Annotated in this window: 16 protein-coding genes; 11 read left to right on the plus strand and 5 right to left on the minus strand. The window is 63.8% G+C overall.

All coding sequences use genetic code 11. The annotated features are described in order from the left end of the window. The first annotated feature begins 125 nt into the window (after positions 1-125). The 3 genes from H3V53_RS06915 to H3V53_RS06925 all read left to right on the plus strand — a co-directional run bounded on the left by H3V53_RS06915 (position 126) and on the right by H3V53_RS06925 (position 3,401). The gene (locus H3V53_RS06915; RefSeq protein ID WP_336597323.1) at positions 126-1,091 is read left to right on the plus strand and encodes a substrate-binding domain-containing protein; all 966 of its coding nucleotides are present in this window, start codon (positions 126-128) and stop codon (positions 1,089-1,091) included. A gap of 92 nt (positions 1,092-1,183) precedes the next feature. Continuing rightward, positions 1,184-2,233 (plus strand): sugar phosphate isomerase/epimerase family protein, encoded by a 1,050-nt coding sequence (locus H3V53_RS06920; RefSeq protein WP_336597324.1) that lies wholly within the window; start codon positions 1,184-1,186, stop codon positions 2,231-2,233. A gap of 22 nt (positions 2,234-2,255) precedes the next feature. Beyond that, positions 2,256-3,401: a Gfo/Idh/MocA family protein gene (locus H3V53_RS06925; protein ID WP_336597325.1), complete on the plus strand. Its 1,146-nt coding sequence runs from the start codon at positions 2,256-2,258 to the stop codon at positions 3,399-3,401. 16 nt (positions 3,402-3,417) lie between these two features. Here the strand turns inward: H3V53_RS06925 and H3V53_RS06930 are convergent, their stop codons facing one another. After that, the gene (locus H3V53_RS06930; protein WP_336597326.1) at positions 3,418-3,675 is read right to left on the minus strand and encodes a hypothetical protein; all 258 of its coding nucleotides are present in this window, start codon (positions 3,673-3,675) and stop codon (positions 3,418-3,420) included. A 135-nt stretch (positions 3,676-3,810) separates the two neighbouring features. Between H3V53_RS06930 and H3V53_RS06935 the strand changes: the two genes are divergently transcribed. After that, complete coding sequence (locus tag H3V53_RS06935; RefSeq protein WP_336597327.1) at positions 3,811-5,199, plus strand: tetratricopeptide repeat-containing glycosyltransferase family protein; 1,389 nt, start codon at positions 3,811-3,813, stop codon at positions 5,197-5,199. Between the two features lie 139 nt (positions 5,200-5,338). Here the strand turns inward: H3V53_RS06935 and H3V53_RS06940 are convergent, their stop codons facing one another. Together H3V53_RS06940 and H3V53_RS06945 are read right to left on the minus strand one after the other, a co-directional pair. Beyond that, positions 5,339-6,511, minus strand: a complete 1,173-nt coding sequence (locus H3V53_RS06940; protein WP_336597328.1) for an ABC transporter substrate-binding protein — start codon at positions 6,509-6,511, stop codon at positions 5,339-5,341. 81 nt (positions 6,512-6,592) lie between these two features. Further along, the gene (locus tag H3V53_RS06945; protein ID WP_054919571.1) at positions 6,593-7,534 is read right to left on the minus strand and encodes a CysB family HTH-type transcriptional regulator; all 942 of its coding nucleotides are present in this window, start codon (positions 7,532-7,534) and stop codon (positions 6,593-6,595) included. 236 nt (positions 7,535-7,770) lie between these two features. Here H3V53_RS06945 and H3V53_RS06950 point away from each other — a divergent pair, with 236 nt between their 5' ends. From H3V53_RS06950 to bla, 7 genes are all read left to right on the plus strand, one after another. Further along, on the plus strand, positions 7,771-9,450 hold the full coding sequence (locus H3V53_RS06950; protein ID WP_054919572.1) for a nitrite/sulfite reductase: 1,680 nt from the start codon (positions 7,771-7,773) through the stop codon (positions 9,448-9,450). A gap of 19 nt (positions 9,451-9,469) precedes the next feature. Beyond that, entirely contained in the window at positions 9,470-10,018 is a 549-nt protein-coding gene (locus H3V53_RS06955) for a DUF934 domain-containing protein (protein ID WP_336597329.1), read from the plus strand. After that, entirely contained in the window at positions 10,015-10,761 is a 747-nt protein-coding gene (locus H3V53_RS06960; protein WP_336597330.1) for a phosphoadenylyl-sulfate reductase, read from the plus strand. Before H3V53_RS06955 ends, H3V53_RS06960 begins: the two co-directional genes overlap by 4 nt. Positions 10,762-10,863: 102 nt before the next feature. Continuing rightward, entirely contained in the window at positions 10,864-11,826 is a 963-nt protein-coding gene (cysD, locus tag H3V53_RS06965) for a sulfate adenylyltransferase subunit CysD (protein ID WP_054919578.1), read from the plus strand. Between the two features lie 22 nt (positions 11,827-11,848). After that, complete coding sequence (locus tag H3V53_RS06970) at positions 11,849-13,162, plus strand: GTP-binding protein (RefSeq protein WP_054919580.1); 1,314 nt, start codon at positions 11,849-11,851, stop codon at positions 13,160-13,162. Positions 13,163-13,176: 14 nt separating this feature from the next. Beyond that, complete coding sequence (gene cobA / locus H3V53_RS06975) at positions 13,177-13,953, plus strand: uroporphyrinogen-III C-methyltransferase (protein ID WP_336597331.1); 777 nt, start codon at positions 13,177-13,179, stop codon at positions 13,951-13,953. Positions 13,954-14,083: 130 nt separating this feature from the next. Beyond that, positions 14,084-14,977 (plus strand): class A beta-lactamase, encoded by an 894-nt coding sequence (gene bla / locus H3V53_RS06980; RefSeq protein WP_336597332.1) that lies wholly within the window; start codon positions 14,084-14,086, stop codon positions 14,975-14,977. A gap of 14 nt (positions 14,978-14,991) precedes the next feature. On the opposite strand, the gene H3V53_RS06985 is transcribed toward bla, so the two are convergent. Both H3V53_RS06985 and lptG read right to left on the minus strand, forming a co-directional pair. Beyond that, positions 14,992-15,372 carry a sirohydrochlorin chelatase gene (locus H3V53_RS06985; RefSeq protein ID WP_336597333.1) on the minus strand — a complete coding sequence of 127 codons (381 nt, stop codon included), beginning with the start codon at positions 15,370-15,372 and terminating at the stop codon, positions 14,992-14,994. 19 nt (positions 15,373-15,391) lie between these two features. Then, positions 15,392-16,540 (minus strand): LPS export ABC transporter permease LptG, encoded by a 1,149-nt coding sequence (gene lptG / locus H3V53_RS06990; RefSeq protein WP_054919585.1) that lies wholly within the window; start codon positions 16,538-16,540, stop codon positions 15,392-15,394. Position 16,541 lies beyond the last annotated feature (1 nt).

Raw genomic sequence — 16,541 nt, forward strand, 5'->3', positions numbered from 1 at the left:
CGGATGCCCGCGAAAGCAAAAGCAAAAGCAAAACGGCAACAGCCTGCACAGCAATCAACCGAACACCAACACCGCCCGCCCAGGGCACCGCAGTGCAACAGCAGCCAAAACCAGGAGACACAACCATGAAGCAGATCATTCGCGCAGTCGGCGCCGGAATGCTGGCGCTCAGCATGTTGAGCCTCACGACGGGCGCCGCGCGCGCCGACGACAAGGTCACGCTCGGCGTTGCCATCCCGACAGCCGATCACGGCTTCACGGGCGGCATCGTCTGGTGGGCGAACAAGGCCAAGGCCGATCTGGAGAAAGCACATCCCGACCTGAAAGTAATCGTCAAGACCGCGGCCAACGCGCCCGAGCAGGCGAACCAGTTGCAGGATCTCGTGACGGTCAACAAGATCAACGCGCTGGTGATCTTTCCGTACGAGTCGGCGTCGCTCACGCAGCCCGTTGCGCAGGTGAAGAAGAAAGGCGTCTACGTGACGGTGGTCGATCGCGGCCTCACCGATACGAGCGCGCAAGACGCCTATGTCGCCGGCGACAACACCGCGTTCGGCAAGATTCCCGCCGAGTATCTGGCGAAGGCGCTCGGCGGCAAGGGCGACATCGTCGCGCTGCGCGGCATTCCGACCACGCTCGACAACGAACGCTGGACAGCCTTCACGGGTGTGCTGAAGAACTATCCGAACATCAAGATTCTCGATGCGAAGTACGCCAACTGGAATCGCGACGACGCGTTCAAGGTGATGCAGGACTACCTCACGCGCTTCAAGCACATCGACGCCGTCTGGGCCGCCGACGACGACATGGCCGTCGGCGTGATGAAGGCGATCGATCAGGCCAAGCGCACCGACATCAAGATCGTGTTCGGCGGCGCGGGCTCGAAGGGCATGGTGAAGAACGTGATGGACGGCGCGCCGCTGATCCAGGCCGACGTGTCGTACTCGCCGAAGTTCATCTACGACGCGATCAAGCTGACGGCGGAGGCACGCCTCAAGGGCGACAAGCTGCCGCCCACGACGATCATTCCGTCCGTGCTGATCACGAAGGAGAACGCGAAGGACTTCTACTTCCCCGATTCGCCGTTCTGAGCCACAGACGCAATCCCACGTGGCGCGCGCCGCGTTCGTCTCGCCGGCGAGCGCAGGCGGCGCCGCTCCACTCCATCGACGGGAGAAGCACGATGAAAACGATCAAGGGTCCAGCCATTTTTCTCGCGCAGTTTGTGGGGGACGCACTGCCGTTCGACAATCTCGCGCATCTCGCCGGATGGGCGGCGCGGCTCGGCTACAAGGGCATACAGGTGCCCGCCGATCCGCGCCTCATCGATCTCGAGCAGGCAGCGTCGAGCCAGACCTATTGCGATGACCTGCTGGGCGTCGCCGCCGATGAGGGCGTCGTCATCACCGAACTCGCGACGCATCTGCAAGGGCAGCTGGTCGCCGTGCATCCCGCGTACGACGTGCTGTTCGACGGTTTCGCCGCGCCACAGGTGCGCGGCAATCCCGCCGCGCGCACGCAATGGGCGATGCAGCAGATGAAGTGGGCCGCGAAGGCGTCGCAGCGTCTGGGTCTCACTGCGCATGTGACCTTTTCGGGGGCGCTCGCGTGGCCGTACGTGTACCCGTGGCCTCAGCGCCCCGCGGGCCTCATCGAGACCGCGTTCGACGAACTCGCGCGCCGCTGGACGCCTATTCTGGATGCGTTCGACGAAGCAGGCGTCGACGTGTGCTACGAACTGCATCCCGGCGAGGATCTGCACGACGGCGTGACGTTCGAGCGTTTTCTGTCCGTCGTGAAGGACCACGCTCGCGCAAATATCTTGTTCGATCCGAGCCATTACGTGCTGCAGCAACTCGATTACCTCGCGTTCATCGATATCTATCACGAGCGCATCAAGTGCTTCCACGTGAAGGATGCCGAGTTCCGTCCAGACGGACGGCAAGGCGTGTATGGCGGCTATAGCGGCTGGCTCGAGCGCGCGGGACGCTTCAGGTCTCTCGGCGACGGGCAGGTCGACTTCAAGGCCATCTTCTCGAAGATGGCGCAATATGATTATCCGGGCTGGGCGGTACTCGAATGGGAGTGCGCGCTGAAGCATCCCGAAGACGGCGCGCGCGAGGGCGCGGCGTTCATCGCGCAGCACATCATCCGCGTGGCCGAGCGTGCGTTCGACGACTTCGCGGACAGCGGCGCGAATGCCGGGCAACTGAAGCGCGTGCTCGGCCTGTGACACTCGCCAACAGGAGCAGACGATGACACGGAGACTCAGGCTGGGCATGGTCGGCGGCGGGCAGGGCGCGTTCATCGGCGCCGTGCACCGGATCGCTGCGCGTATCGACGATCGCTTCGAATGGGTGGCGGGCGCGCTGTCGTCGGACCCGCAGCGCGCGCAGGCGAGCGCCGACGAGGCGAACATCGCGCGCAGCTACGCGAGCTGGAGCGAGATGGCGCGTGCCGAGGCCGCGCGCGACGACGGCATCGATGCCGTCGCGATCGTCACGCCGAACCATCTGCATGCGCCCGTCGCGACGGCGTTTCTGCAGGCGGGTATCCACGTGATCTGCGACAAGCCGCTGGCGATGACGCTCGAAGAAGGCGAGGCGCTCGCCAGGCTCGCGCGCGAGAAAAACCGGTTGTTCGCGCTGACGCATACGTACTCGGGCTATCCGATGATGCGCTACGCGCGCGAACTGATCGATCGCGGCGAGATCGGCGAGGTGCGCGTCGTGCAGGTCGAATATGCGCAGGACTGGCTTGCACAGCCCATCGAGCTGACGGGCGAAAACCGCCAGGCGGTGTGGCGCACCGACCCGAAGCAGGCGGGCCGCGCGGGCTGCCTCGGCGACATCGGCACGCATGCCTATCACCTCGCGGCCTTTGCCACGGGCATGCTGCCCGTCGAGATTGCGGCGGAGCTGCACACGTTTGTGGAAGGCCGCCCGGTCGACGACCACATTCAGGCGATGCTGCGCTACGGCAACGGCGCGCGCGGCATGCTGTGGGCGAGTCAGGTGGCGAGCGGTGAGGAGAATGCGCTGCGTCTGCGCGTGTACGGCACGAAGGCCGGCATCGCGTTCGATCAGGAGAACCCGAACGAACTGCTGTTTACGCCGCTTGCGGGCGCGACACAGACGTTCACGCGCGCACGCGTCGACAGTGCCGTGGCGCGCCACGCGACACGCGTGCCCGCCGGTCATCCCGAAGGCTATCTGGAAGCGTTCGCGCAACTGTACAAGGATGCCGCGCTGCAGATCGAGGCCATCGACGCGGGTTTGCCGCCGCCAGCCGAAAGCCGTTTGCTGACCACCGTCGACGACGGCGTGGCGGGCCTGCGCTTCATCGATGCCGTGTTCGACAGCCACGCGAAGCTGGCGTACACACGCGTGAACAACGGCTAGGCGGCGAAGTGAGTCGTCAGCTCTTGCTGCGCTTGATCTGCTCTTCGAATGCGAGATCGAGCTTGCTGACTTTGCGCGGCTTTTTCGGGCCGTAGGCGTCGACGAACTTCACGAACTCGTCGAGCGGCAGCGGATCGGACACCTTCCGGTCCGTGCCGTCCGACCGGTCGACCAGATAGAACAGCCCGCCCGACAGGCTGATGGCCGCGAAGCGCGGATTGCCGCTGCGGGTCTTTAGCCGTTCGACGGCATGGATGGCTCGGGTCGTACGCATGATCGTGGGCTGCCGCGCAGGGCGTTAAGTTTTGAGATTGCCGCACGATTCTACGACGTATACTCGCGCGCCGGTCGGTGCTATCGGTTGCTGGTGGCCGGCTTTTTGCGTACAACGTCGGAGCCCATCTCATCCATGTCATCTCCTCAGGACGCGCTCGACGCGCTCGCCCGCGCGCCGGATGATATCGAGCGCCTGCGCGCAGTGTGCCTTGCGCTGATCGAGCACAAGCGCGACGACGAACTTCTGCCGTACACCGAGCGCGCGCTCGCCATCGAGCCGCGCGATCTTCACTTCGTCAACTGGCGCGCGCATGCGCTGACGCTGCTCGGCCGTCATTTCGACGCCGTGGCGACATGGCGCCACTTCGCCGCGTTGCCGTGGAAGCCCGCGTATTACGCAATGAGTCTGGGCCAGAGCCTCGTGATGTCGGGCGATCTCGAACGCGGCATCGCGATGCTGCGCGATGCATGGCAGCAGGCGGCGGCTGCGCGCGAATGGTTCGCGCACACGGCCGAGCATCGGTATGGCGAGGCGTTGCTGCGCGCGGCGCGGCCGTTGGGCTTCGAAACGTGGCTCGCGCGCAATCGCGGCGACAGCGGCACGTACCGGCCGGACGATATCCCAGCGTGGTCGGGCGAACAGGATCTGCGCGGCAAGCGCGTGCTGATCACCCATCAGATGGGTTTCGGCGATCAGTTCCTGCTGTTCGCGGGTCTCGCGCAGTGGCGGGCGGCGGGCGGGGACCTGATGGTGACCTGCGACCCGCAGGTGCATTCGCTGTTGCAGGCGTCGCTGCCCGATTGTCTCGTCGTGAGCGCGCCGCGCCCTTTGCATAGTCCGGAAACGTTGCCTGATGAGCTCGTTGCACGGATGCGCGAGTTCGGGCCCGATCTGCACGCGACATTGCTTCATGTGCCGCTGCTGGCCGCGCGGCAATCGCCGTTGCCGTCGCCTTTCTTTCCCGCGTATCTGCGCGCGCCCGACGCCGAGCGCGAAACGGCTGCCGCCTGGGCACGCGAGCTTCGCGCGGCGCAGGCGGGCAAATCGCTAGTCGGCATTTTCTGGGACTGCAACCAGCGGCATGCGCATGAAGTCGGCGCGGTGATGCGCTGCTCGGCGATCCGGCGCAGTTTGCCGCTCGCCGAAGTAGACCGTCTGGTGACACATCCGTCCGTCGCGGCGAAGCGGCATTTCGTGAGCCTGCATCATCCCGCCGTTCAAGGGTTTGCGGGCGTGCCGTCGGGGAATATCAGCGTTTATGAGCCCGGCATCGGCACGTTCGCGCAGACGGCCGCATGCATCGAACAGCTGGATGCCGTGGTGGCCGTCGATTCGGGCGTCGCGAATCTCAGCGTGATGCTGGGCAAAATGACCATCGTGCCGCTGAACGTCGCGAGCGAATGGCGTTGGGGCATCGAGGGCGATTCGTCGCCGTGGATAGACAACCTGAAGCCGCTGCGTCAGACGCTGACGGGGGATTGGCGCAGCGTGATCGACGAGGCGGTGGCGTTTCTGGCGTGACGCTGGCGTGACGCTGGCGTTACGCTCGCGTTACGCTTTTAATCGCAGATCGCAAATTTGCATCGCCAATCGCAACGGCCGGAACGCGCGAGGCGCCGGCCGCTGCTGCATCGGGCGGGCAAACCGATGGCAGGTTCGCTTACTGGCTCAAGTAAGTAAACTTCCCGTCCTTGACGATCCCCATCACGCTCGCGCGCTGATCCAGCCCGACGTGATCCTTCGCGCTCGTATTCACGACGCCGTTCGGCACCACCAGTTCATGCGCATGTTCGAGTTCGGTGCGCAAGGCCGCGCGGAACTCGGGCGTGCCCGGCTGCGCCGTCTTTAGCGCGCGCGCCACGGCGTCCTGCAAACGCGGATAGACACCCGCCGCATCGCCTGCGAACTGCGTGACCGAGTTCGGACCGTACTGGCCTTCGTACGCGTTGACGAACGCGAGCGCGGCCTTCTTCGCGGGATGATCGGCGGGCAGCGTGCGCGCGACGACCACGGGCTGCGTCGGGAACAGCGTGCCCTCGACGTCCTTGCCGCCGAGCTTGATGAACTCCGGCGTCGCGATGCCGTGCGTCTGATAGTACTTGCCCTTGTAGCCGCGCTCGACGAGCGTGCGCTGCGGCAGCACCGTCGGCGTGCCCGCGCCCGCGATCAGCACGGCGTCCGGCTTCGCGGCCATCAGCTTCAGGATCTGGCCCGTCACGCTCGCGTCGGTGCGGTTAAAGCGCTCCGTCGCGACGATCTGGATATGGCGCAGCGCGGCGAACTTCGTGAACTCGTTGAGCCAGCTGTCGCCGTAGCTGTCGGCGAAACCGATGAAGCCGACCGTCTTCACGTTGTGATTCGACATGTAGCGCGTCATCACGTCGGCCATCGCGCTGTCCGTCTGCGCCATCTTGAACGCCCAGATCTTCTTGCCTTCCTGCGGTTCGACCACACTGGCCGAGCCGATCAGCGTGATCATCGGCGTCTGGCTTTCGGCGACGGGATCGAGCGCGGCCATCGCGGCGGGCGTGATGTTCGGACCGACGATCACATCGACGTGATCTTCGTTGATCAGCTTGCGGATGTTCTTGACTGCGTTGCCGGGATCGGAGCCGTCGTCGAGGATGATGTACTGTGCGTTCTGGCCGGCAATCGTCTTCGGCCACATCAGCATCGCGTTCTTGCTGGTGATGCCGATGGCGGCGGCGGGTCCCGTGCTCGACAGATCGATGCCGACCTTGATGTCTGCGTGCGCGGCGGCGGCGAAGCAAAGCGCGCCGAGCGCGGCGACGCGGGTCAGGGTGCGTTTGAATTTATTCTTCTGCGACGACATGCGAAAGATCTCCTGGCGGATAACGTGGCTGTTGTTATAACTGGTCAAAAGCGGCGGCTCAAAAATGGCGATTCGAAAAACTCAAAGCTCGTACGTCTCGTGCTCGCCCTTGAGCGCCTGCTCGATGAGCTTGCGGTTCAGGTTCGGCGACAGCAGTTCGACCAACGTATACACATAGCTGCGCAGATACGCGCCGTGTTTCAGCGCGACGCGCGTCACGTTGCTGCCGAACAGATGCCCGACGGGCATGGCGCGCAGATGGCGGTCGCGCTCGGCGTTGAACGCGATGTCGGCCATGATGCCGACGCCCAGCCCCAGCTCCACGTATGTCTTGATGACATCCGCATCGATCGCTTCGAGCACGATGTCGGGGTGCAGGCCCCGCAGGCGGAACGCGTCGTTGATCTTGGTGCGGCCGGCGAACGCGTTGTCGTACGTGATCAGCGGATATTGGGTCAGATCGTCGAGCGACAGCAGCTTGCGTTCGAGCAGCGGATGGTCGGCGGGCATCACGGCGAGGTGGTGCCAGGTGAAGCAGGGCAGCGACACCAGCTCCTTATACGTGGAGATCGCCTCCGTCGCGATCGCGACGTCCGCCTGATCGTGCAGCACCAGTTCCGCGACCTGCGTCGGGCTGCCTTGCAGGATCGACAGATGCACCTTCGGGAAGCGTTTCTTGAACTCGGCGATGGCGGCGGGCAGCGAGTAGCGCGCCTGCGTGTGGGTCGCGGCGATCACCAGATTGCCCTGATCCTGCGCCGCGTAATCTTTACCGACGCGCTTCAGGCTCTCAACCTCCTGAAGAATCCGCTCGACGGATGCCAGAATGATCCGACCCGGCTCCGTCAGTGAACGCACGCGCTTGCCGTGCCGCGTGAAGATTTCGACGCCCAGCTCGTCCTCCAGCTCGATGATCGCCTTGGACACGCCCGGCTGACTCGTATACAGCGCCTTGGCAGCTTCCGTCAGGTTGAAATTCTGGCGCACGGCCTCCCGCACGAAGCGAAACTGATGCAGGTTCATATATAACCTCGCCGCATATCAAAAGAATTTTTTAGTCGTTTGAAATATAAGGCGAGTTTATTACGATTTGTCCAGTTTTTCCAATATGGATATCTGTTTTTGTCATTAGCAAATGAGCGATGCGTCTAAACGGCTAGCGGCCGTCTCGCTCAAAGCAGACTGATGAAGACGAATCCGAAGCGCGGCGTAACCGGAACGCCGCGTCGTGTGAGACGAACAAACCCTGGGGTCCCCGAATGTACCAATACGATCAGTACGACCAGACCATCGTCGACGAACGCGTCGCGCAGTATGCCGACCAGGTTCGCCGCCGTCTGTCGGGCGAATTGAGCGAAGAAGAGTTCCGTCCGCTGCGCCTGCAAAACGGCCTGTACATGCAGCGTCACGCGTACATGCACCGCATCGCGATTCCGTACGGCAACCTGCGCAGCGACCAGCTTCGCATGCTCGCGACCATCGCGCGCGAGCACGACCGCGGCTACGGCCACTTCTCGACGCGCTCGAACATCCAGTACAACTGGATTCAGCTCGAAGACACGCCCGAAATTCTCCGCAAGCTCGCGTCCGTCCAGATGCACGGCATCCAGACGTCGGGCAACTGCATCCGCAACATCACGGCCGATCAGTTCGCGGGCGTCGCGCCCGACGAAATCGTCGATCCGCGTCCGTGGGCGGAAATCATGCGTCAATGGTCGACGTTCCACCCGGAATTCGCGTGGCTGCCGCGCAAGTTCAAGATCGCAGTCTCGGGCACGAAGGAAGACCGCGCGGCCGTGCAGATTCACGACCTCGGCGTCTATCTGAAGAAGAACGACGCGGGCGAAGTGGTCGCGAGCATTCTCGCGGGCGGCGGCCTGGGCCGCACGCCCATCATCGGCGCGATCATCAAGGAAGACCTGCCGTGGCAGCATCTGCTGACGTACTGCGAAGCCGTGCTGCGCGTGTACAACCGCTACGGCCGCCGCGACAACCTGTATAAGGCGCGTATCAAGATTCTCGTGAAGGCGCTCTCGCCCGCGAAGTTCGCGCAGCAGGTCGAAGAGGAATGGCAACACCTGAAGGACGGCCCGTCGACGCTGACGGAAGCGGAAGTTGCGCGTGTGTCGCAGTACTTCCAACCGCCCGTCTACGAGAAGCTGCCGGACACCGATGCATCGTTCGAGAAGCATCTGCTCGAAAGCAAGCCGTTCGCGCGCTGGGTCGAGCGCAACGTGCGTCCGCACCGCGTGTCGGGCTATGCGTCGGTGACGATTTCGCTGAAGCCGCGCGATATCGCGCCCGGCGACGCCACCGACAAGCAGATGGACGCCGTCGCCGATTGGGCCGACGAATACTCGCTCGGCGAAATCCGCGTATCGCACGAACAGAACCTGATTCTCGCCAACGTGAAGAAGCGCGATCTGTACGCGCTGTGGGAAAAAGCCAAGGCGCAAGGATTCGCGACGCCGAACATCGGCTTGCTGACCGACATCATCGCGTGCCCGGGCGGCGACTTCTGCTCGCTCGCGAACGCGAAATCGATCCCGATTGCACAAGCAATCCAGGAACGTTTCGACAACGCGGACTTCGTCTACGACCTGGGCGACCTGTCGCTGAACATCTCGGGCTGCATGAACTCGTGCGGTCACCATCACGTCGGCAACATCGGCGTGCTGGGCGTCGACAAGGACGGCTCCGAGTGGTATCAGGTGTCGCTCGGCGGCGAGCAGGGCACGGGTCACGACGGCGCGAAGCTCGGCCGCGTAATCGGCCCGTCGTTCTCGGCGGAAGAAATGCCGGACGTGGTATCGAAGGTGATCGAGACGTTCGTCGAAAACCGCATCGACGGCGAACGCTTCATCGACACGTACAACCGCATCGGCATCGCGCCGTTCAAGGAACGCGTGTACGCATCGCGTCAACCGGCTCACGCGTAACGAGAACAAGGATTAGCAGATGGCATCGATTATCAAGGACCGCGCAATCGTCGAAGACGACTTCACGGTAGTCCGCGCAGCCGAAGACGGCACGCTGCCCGCAGTTGCTGACCTGCCCGCAGGCAAGATCATTGTTCCGTTCGCGTTGTGGCAAGCCTCGCGCAACGAACTGACGGCTTCGCGCGGTGCGCAGGAAATCGGCGTGTGGCTCGCGCCGGACAACGAACCCGCCGACATCGTCGCGGACTTCGACAAGGTCGCGCTGATAGCAGTCGATTTCCCCGTGTTCCGCGATGGCCGCGGCTATAGCACCGCGCGACTGCTGCGCGAGCGCTATGGTTACAAGGGCGAGATTCGCGCGATCGGCGACGTGCTGCGCGATCAGTTGCGCTTCTACGAGCGCTGCGGGTTCAACGCGTACGCACTACGCGCCGACAAGGACATTCACGACGCGCTCAAGGCGTTCACCGAGTTCACCGTGCAATACCAGGGCGCGTTCGACGATCCGTCGCCGCTGTTCCGCCGCCGCGAAAATGCTGCTGCCGCTGCGCAAAAGGCTTCCGTATGACGGGCGCAGCGCAAGTCACGCCTGAGCTGCAAGCGAAGATCGAGCGGCTCGATGCGCTGCTCGACTCGATCGCGCAGCGTCATGACAGGGTCAAGTTCGCGAGCAGCCTCGCGGCGGAGGACATGCTGCTGACGCATGCGATCCTGTCGCGCGAGGTGAAGATCGGCATCTTCTCGCTGAACACGGGCAGGCTGCATGCCGAGACGCTCGGCATGCTCGACCGTGTTCGCGAGCGTTATGGCTACGAGATCGAGCAGTTTCATCCGCAAACGGATGCCGTCGACGAATACGTGAAGCAGCACGGCCTCAACGCGTTCTACGAAAGCATCGATCTGCGCAAGCGCTGCTGCGAAATCCGCAAGGTCGAGCCGCTAAACCGCGCGCTCGCCGATGTCGGTGCGTGGGTGACGGGCCAGCGTCGCGAGCAGTCGGTGACGCGCGCGGAACTGCACGAGGAAGAGCAGGATCACGCACGCAACATCGCGAAGTACAACCCGCTCGCGGACTGGACGGAAGCGGATGTGTGGGCATACCTGAAAGCGTTCGACGTGCCCGTGAATCCGCTGCATGCGCGCGGTTACCCGAGCATCGGCTGCGAGCCGTGTACGCGCGCCGTGCGCCCCGGCGAGGACAGCCGGGCAGGGCGCTGGTGGTGGGAGTCGCGCGATACGAAGGAATGCGGACTGCACATCACGACGATCCCCGTCACGGTGATTTCGGAGAACGCGTCGCCGCTGCGCTGACTCGCACGCGAACGCAGAAACAGAGTTTCGATTGAATCTTCTCGTGCCGCACACATCTGGTGAGAACCCGAACCTGCGGCACGAACCAACGAAGGACTGAACATGAGCACGACGCTCGATTCCACTGTCAACGCACCGCTGAACGTCACGGCGAACCGGATGGATCACCTCGACTGGCTCGAGGCCGAATCCATTCACATCCTGCGCGAACTGGTTGCCGAGTGCAGCAAGCCTGCGCTGCTGTTCTCGGGCGGCAAGGATTCCGTCGTCGTGCTGGCGCTCGCGTTGAAGGCGTTCGGCCTCGGCGCGAACCGCAAGACGCAGCTGCCGTTCCCGCTCGTGCACATCGACACGGGCCACAACTACGACGAAGTGATCGACTTCCGCGATCGCCGTGCGAAGGAAATCGGCGCTGAACTCGTGGTCGGTCACGTCGAAGATTCGATCAGGAAGGGCACCGTGCGCCTGCGCCGCGAAACGGATTCGCGCAACGCCGCGCAAGCCGTCACGCTGCTCGAAACCATCGAGCAATACGGCTACACGGCGATGATCGGCGGCGCGCGCCGCGACGAAGAAAAGGCGCGCGCGAAAGAGCGGATCTTCTCGTTCCGCGACGAATTCGGCCAGTGGGACCCGAAGGCGCAGCGCCCCGAACTGTGGAGCCTGTACAACGCGCGTCTGCATCAGGGCGAACACCTGCGCGTGTTCCCGATTTCGAACTGGACGGAACTCGACGTGTGGCAATACATCGCCCGCGAGAACCTCGAACTGCCGTCGATCTACTACGCGCACAAGCGCGAGATCGTGCGCCGCAACGGCCTGCTCGTGCCCGTGACGCCGCTCACGCCGATCCGCGAAGGCGAGTCGAGCGAAGAAGCGCTGGTGCGTTTCCGCACGGTGGGCGATATCAGTTGCACGTGCCCCGTCGAAAGCGATGCGGACGATGTGGAAAAGATCATCGCTGAAACGGCCGTGACGGAAATCACGGAACGCGGCGCGACGCGCATGGACGACCAGACGTCGGAAGCGGCGATGGAACAGCGCAAGAAGCAAGGTTATTTCTAAGGCACACGAGAGTAAGACGACTATGAGCATTCATCAACCTGAAGACCTCGGCGTGCTTCGTTTCATCACGGCTGGCAGCGTCGACGACGGCAAGAGCACGCTGATCGGCCGCCTGCTGTACGACAGCAAGGCTGTGCTGTCGGACCAACTGTCGGCGCTGTCGCGCGCGAAGAACAAGCGCACGGTCGGCGACGAAATCGATCTGTCGTTGCTGACGGACGGCCTCGAAGCCGAGCGCGAGCAAGGCATCACGATCGACGTCGCGTACCGCTACTTTGCTACGGCCAAGCGCAAGTTCATCATCGCCGACACGCCGGGCCACGAGCAGTACACACGCAACATGGTGACGGGCGCATCGACGGCGCACGCGGCCATCATTCTCGTCGACGCCACGCGCGTCACGTTCGAGAACAACGAAACACAACTGTTGCCGCAGACCAAGCGTCATAGCGCGATCGTCAAGCTGCTCGGCTTGCAGCATGTGATCGTCGCGATCAACAAGATGGACCTCGTCGAATACAGCGAAGCACGCTTCAACGAGATTCGCGATGCGTATGTCGCGCTGGCCCGTCAACTCGGTCTGAACGACGTGCGCTTCGTGCCCGTGTCGGCGCTGAAGGGCGACAACATCGTCACGGCCAGCGAGCGCATGCCGTGGTACGCGGGCGAGCCGCTGCTCGATGTGCTCGAAGCGCTGCCCGTCGATACGGCGACGCACGAAGCGCTGCGTTTCCCGGTGCAGTGGGTTGCGCGTCAGGACGGTAGCCAGGCCGACGATTTCCGCGGCTACATGGGCCGCATCGAATCGGGCGAAGTGAAGCTCGGCGATGCGATCACCGTGCTGCCGGCGAACCGCCAGGCGACCGTCGCTGAAATTATCGCGCCCGTGCCGGGCGGGACGGCGCAAGTGGACCGCGCGTTCGCGGGCCAGACGGTGACGATCCGTCTCGCGGAAGACGTCGACGTGTCGCGCGGCGATACGTTCGTGCTGGCGTCGGCGCCCGTGCAGCCTGCGAAGAAGCTCGAAGCCGATCTCTGCTGGTTCGACGAAACGCCGCTGTCGACGGCCCGCAAGTATCTGCTGAAGCAGACCACCAATACGGTGTTCGCGCGTATCGGCGGCATCCAGCAGGTGCTCGACGTGCACACGCTGTCGCATGCGACGGACCGCCACGAACTGGCGATGAACGATATCGGCCGCGTGTCGCTGACGCTGCAAAAGCCGCTCGTCGCCGACGAGTACGACACGCATCCGGGCACGGGCGCGTTCGTGCTGATCGACGAAGCGACGCATCACACGGTCGCGGCGGGCATGATCCGCGCGGTGTCGGCGTAAGGCTTGAAGGGCATATGAGCAAGGTCTATCTGATCGGCGCGGGACCGGGCGCGGCGGACCTGATCACGGTCCGCGGCGCGCGGCTGCTCGAACGCGCCGACGTCGTGCTGCACGACGCGCTCGTCGAGCCTGCGATGCTCGACTACGCGCCGAACGCGCGCAAGATTGCGGTCGGCAAGCGTTGCGGCCAGCGCTCGACGGCGCAGCAGTTCATCAACAAGCAGATCGTCGACGCGGCGCTAACGCATGACATCGTCGTGCGGCTGAAGGGCGGCGACCCGATGCTGTTCGGCCGCGCGGATGAAGAAATGCGCGCGCTCGAAGCAGCGGGCATCGAGTACGAAGTCGTGCCGGGCATCACGGCGGCACTGGCGAGCGCGGCATCGCTGCGCCGTTCGCTGACGTTGCGCGGCGTGTCGCGCAGCGTCGCGCTCGCGACGCACAGCCGTGCGCCCGATACCGCCGAAATCCGCGAGCAGGTGAACGCCGACTCGCTGGTGTTCTACATGGGCCGCGACAGCGCGCCCGAGATCGCGCAGCAGTTGATCGACGCGGGCCGCGCGGGTTCGACGCCTGTGGCCATCGTCGAAGCGTGCTCGACGCCGCGCGAGCGCATGCTGACGCTGACGCTCGACGGCCTCGCAGCCGGCGACGCACAATTATGGCTCGACGCGTCGCAACCTTCGCTGCTGATGATCGGCGAAGCGTTCGCCGAGCGCGTGGTACAGGGCGAGGCCGATGCTTCGTCGTCGGCGGGAGCGCCAGGCGAGCAGGTGTTGCGAGTCGCTTGAATCATTGCTTACCGTTGTTTCCGGATTGGCCGCATTCGCGCGAGTGAATGCGGCCGATCGTCTTTCAGGCATCGGCCAGGCATGAGCGTTGCGATAACATTGCGTTTCGCTTCGCATCCAGCCCTGGCTCATGTCCTTTTCTTCTCTGCGCCGTTCGTTGCTCATTGCGCTGGCGGCAAGCCCCATGATCGGCGTGCGCGCGCAACCGGCTTCATCCGTATCGATCAATCTCGCTGCGCATGAGCAGTTCGAAAAGCTCGAATCGACGAGCGGCGGAAGGCTCGGCGTGGCCGCGCTCAATACGGCCGATGGCGCCGTTGTCAGTTATCGCGAGTCGGAACGCTTTCCGATGTGCAGCACGTTCAAGCTCCTGGCCGTTGCGTTGATCCTGAAGCGCAGCATGGCCGAACGCAGTCTGCTCGACGAGCGCGTGCGTTTCGGTGAATCCGACCTGGTGGTCAATTCGCCCGTTACGCAGGCACGGGCGCGCGACGGCATGACGATCGGCGAACTCTGTGCGGCGGCGCTACAGCACAGCGACAACACGGCGGCCAACCTGCTGCTGACGGCGCTCGGCGGCCCCGAAGTGTTGAACGAATTCGCGAACTCGATCGGCGACACGTGGTTCGATCTCGTGCGCAACGAACCGGACCTCAACGCGTCGGTGCCCGGCGACATGCGCGACACCACAACACCGCGCGCCATGATGCTCGATGCGCAAAAGTGCCTGCTCGCCGACGACGTGCTCGGCCGCCCGCAGCGCGAACAGTTGAATGCGTGGATGCTCGGGAACACGACGGGCGCCGGACGCATCCGCGCCGCGGTGCCGACGGGTTGGCGCGTGGCGGACAAGACGGGCAGCGGCGATTACGGCACGGCCAGCGACGTCGCCGCCGTCTATCCGCCTGGCGCTGCGCCGTTCGTTGTCGCGATTTATTTCACGGGCGTGATGCCGAAGGAAACGCCGCCGCGCAGCGAGATCGTCGCCGAGGCCGCGAGAATCGTGTTCGATGCGATGCGTTGAGCGGGCGCGCGCCGTTATGACGAAGTCTGCCGCAGGCAATACGCGGCAATCGCCTCGATGACTTCGTCGTCTTCGCCGACAGCCGTGGAGCAACGGATTTCAACTGTGGGATTGGCCGCGCGGCACTGATCGAGAATCGCGGGCAAGTCGCGCCGGATATGTCCGCCCTGGCCGAAGAATACGGGCACGACGGTCACGATGGATACGCCCGCGGCGGCCTGTTCAGCGACGGCTGTCGGCAGATCGGGCGACATCAGTTCGAGAAAGGCGAGGGAAACCGGCCCAGCGGAAGGGCCGCGTAAGGCCCGCAAGCGGGTCGAGAGACGCTCGAAAGGCTCGGCCCAGCGGGCATCTCTGGCGCCATGCGCGAACAGCACGATTCCGTGAGATGCCATGAGTGGGCGCTCCAAAAATCTAATGCCTGTCGACCCACTTGAGCCCGACGAGCCCAAGCACGAGATAGATCAGCGCGGGCGTCGCTGCCGTCAACGGCGCGGGCCAGGTGTTCAGATTGCCGATGTGCGAGAACAGCGTGTTGAACAGCTGGAAGCTCATGCCGAGCATGATCCCGCCGAACACCTTCATGCCGACCACGCCCGCGCGCGTATGCAGATACGCGAACGGCAGCGACAGCACCAGCATCACGAACACCGCGAACGGATAGAGCAGCTTGCGCCACAGCGCGATTTCGTAGCGCTGCGTGTCCTGATGGTTCTCGGTCAAGTGCTGGATGTAGCGGAACAGATTGAACATCGACATCCGCTCCGGCGCGACCAGCAGCACGGAGAGAATCTGCGGCGTCAGTTCCGAGCGAAGCGAATATTCAGGCAGCGTGACCTGCTTCGCGCGATACACCGGGTTCAGTGCGTCGGTAGGCTTGCCAGCGTCGGGCGCGACGTCGATCAGTTGTGTATCCGTGACGTCCGTCAGCATCCAGTGGCCCGGCGGCTGATATTTGCCCGACTTCGCAATGCGCACGTTCGACAGACGAAACTTCGAGTCGAACTCGTAAATGCGCACGTTGGAGATGGTCGCGTCCGGCTGCAACTGGCCGACGTTGACGAAACGCGTCACCTGCTCGCCGTCGGCGCGGGCCGTCAGCGTGTCTTTCACCCAGACGCCCGACTCGAAGTTGCTCGACACCGACGAGCCCAGCGCCTCCAGCCGCACGCGTTCGGACAGTTGATCCGTGTACGGCCCGACCACTTCGCCGATGATGTACGTGAGGATCACGAGCGGAATTCCGATCTTCAGCAGCGAACGCAGCGCCCGATTGGTTGCGAGGCCCGATACGCGGAAAATCGTGTATTCCGAATTCGCCGCCATCTGCGCGAACACGTAGATCGCGCTGATCAGCGCGGCGACGGGAATGATTTCGTAGAAGCGCGACGGCGTCTGCAGCGCGACGCGCAGCACCGCGTACTGGAACTTGTAGTTGCCGTGACCGACCGAGTTCAGTTCGTTGATCAGGTCGAAGAAAAAGAACAGACCCGAAAACGCAAACAGGATGAAGATGAACGTGAGGTAGATCTGGCGCGCGAAGTACCTTTCATAGATGCGCATC

This window comes from Paraburkholderia bengalensis, from assembly GCF_037126505.1.
GTDB lineage: Bacteria > Pseudomonadota > Gammaproteobacteria > Burkholderiales > Burkholderiaceae > Paraburkholderia > Paraburkholderia bengalensis.

What these genes read in the sequence shown, in the direction of transcription:
- H3V53_RS06915 (WP_336597323.1), top strand. Translation starts at nt 126, where the DNA reads ATGAAGCAGATCATTCGCGCAGTCGGCGCCGGAATGCTGGCGCTCAGC.
- H3V53_RS06920 (WP_336597324.1), top strand. Translation starts at nt 1,184, where the DNA reads ATGAAAACGATCAAGGGTCCAGCCATTTTTCTCGCGCAGTTTGTGGGG.
- H3V53_RS06925 (WP_336597325.1), top strand. Translation starts at nt 2,256, where the DNA reads ATGACACGGAGACTCAGGCTGGGCATGGTCGGCGGCGGGCAGGGCGCG.
- H3V53_RS06930 (WP_336597326.1), bottom strand. Translation starts at nt 3,675, where the DNA reads ATGCGTACGACCCGAGCCATCCATGCCGTCGAACGGCTAAAGACCCGC.
- H3V53_RS06935 (WP_336597327.1), top strand. Translation starts at nt 3,811, where the DNA reads ATGTCATCTCCTCAGGACGCGCTCGACGCGCTCGCCCGCGCGCCGGAT.
- H3V53_RS06940 (WP_336597328.1), bottom strand. Translation starts at nt 6,511, where the DNA reads ATGTCGTCGCAGAAGAATAAATTCAAACGCACCCTGACCCGCGTCGCC.
- H3V53_RS06945 (WP_054919571.1), bottom strand. Translation starts at nt 7,534, where the DNA reads ATGAACCTGCATCAGTTTCGCTTCGTGCGGGAGGCCGTGCGCCAGAAT.
- H3V53_RS06950 (WP_054919572.1), top strand. Translation starts at nt 7,771, where the DNA reads ATGTACCAATACGATCAGTACGACCAGACCATCGTCGACGAACGCGTC.
- H3V53_RS06955 (WP_336597329.1), top strand. Translation starts at nt 9,470, where the DNA reads ATGGCATCGATTATCAAGGACCGCGCAATCGTCGAAGACGACTTCACG.
- H3V53_RS06960 (WP_336597330.1), top strand. Translation starts at nt 10,015, where the DNA reads ATGACGGGCGCAGCGCAAGTCACGCCTGAGCTGCAAGCGAAGATCGAG.
- cysD (WP_054919578.1), top strand. Translation starts at nt 10,864, where the DNA reads ATGAGCACGACGCTCGATTCCACTGTCAACGCACCGCTGAACGTCACG.
- H3V53_RS06970 (WP_054919580.1), top strand. Translation starts at nt 11,849, where the DNA reads ATGAGCATTCATCAACCTGAAGACCTCGGCGTGCTTCGTTTCATCACG.
- cobA (WP_336597331.1), top strand. Translation starts at nt 13,177, where the DNA reads ATGAGCAAGGTCTATCTGATCGGCGCGGGACCGGGCGCGGCGGACCTG.
- bla (WP_336597332.1), top strand. Translation starts at nt 14,084, where the DNA reads ATGTCCTTTTCTTCTCTGCGCCGTTCGTTGCTCATTGCGCTGGCGGCA.
- H3V53_RS06985 (WP_336597333.1), bottom strand. Translation starts at nt 15,372, where the DNA reads ATGGCATCTCACGGAATCGTGCTGTTCGCGCATGGCGCCAGAGATGCC.
- lptG (WP_054919585.1), bottom strand. Translation starts at nt 16,540, where the DNA reads ATGCGCATCTATGAAAGGTACTTCGCGCGCCAGATCTACCTCACGTTC.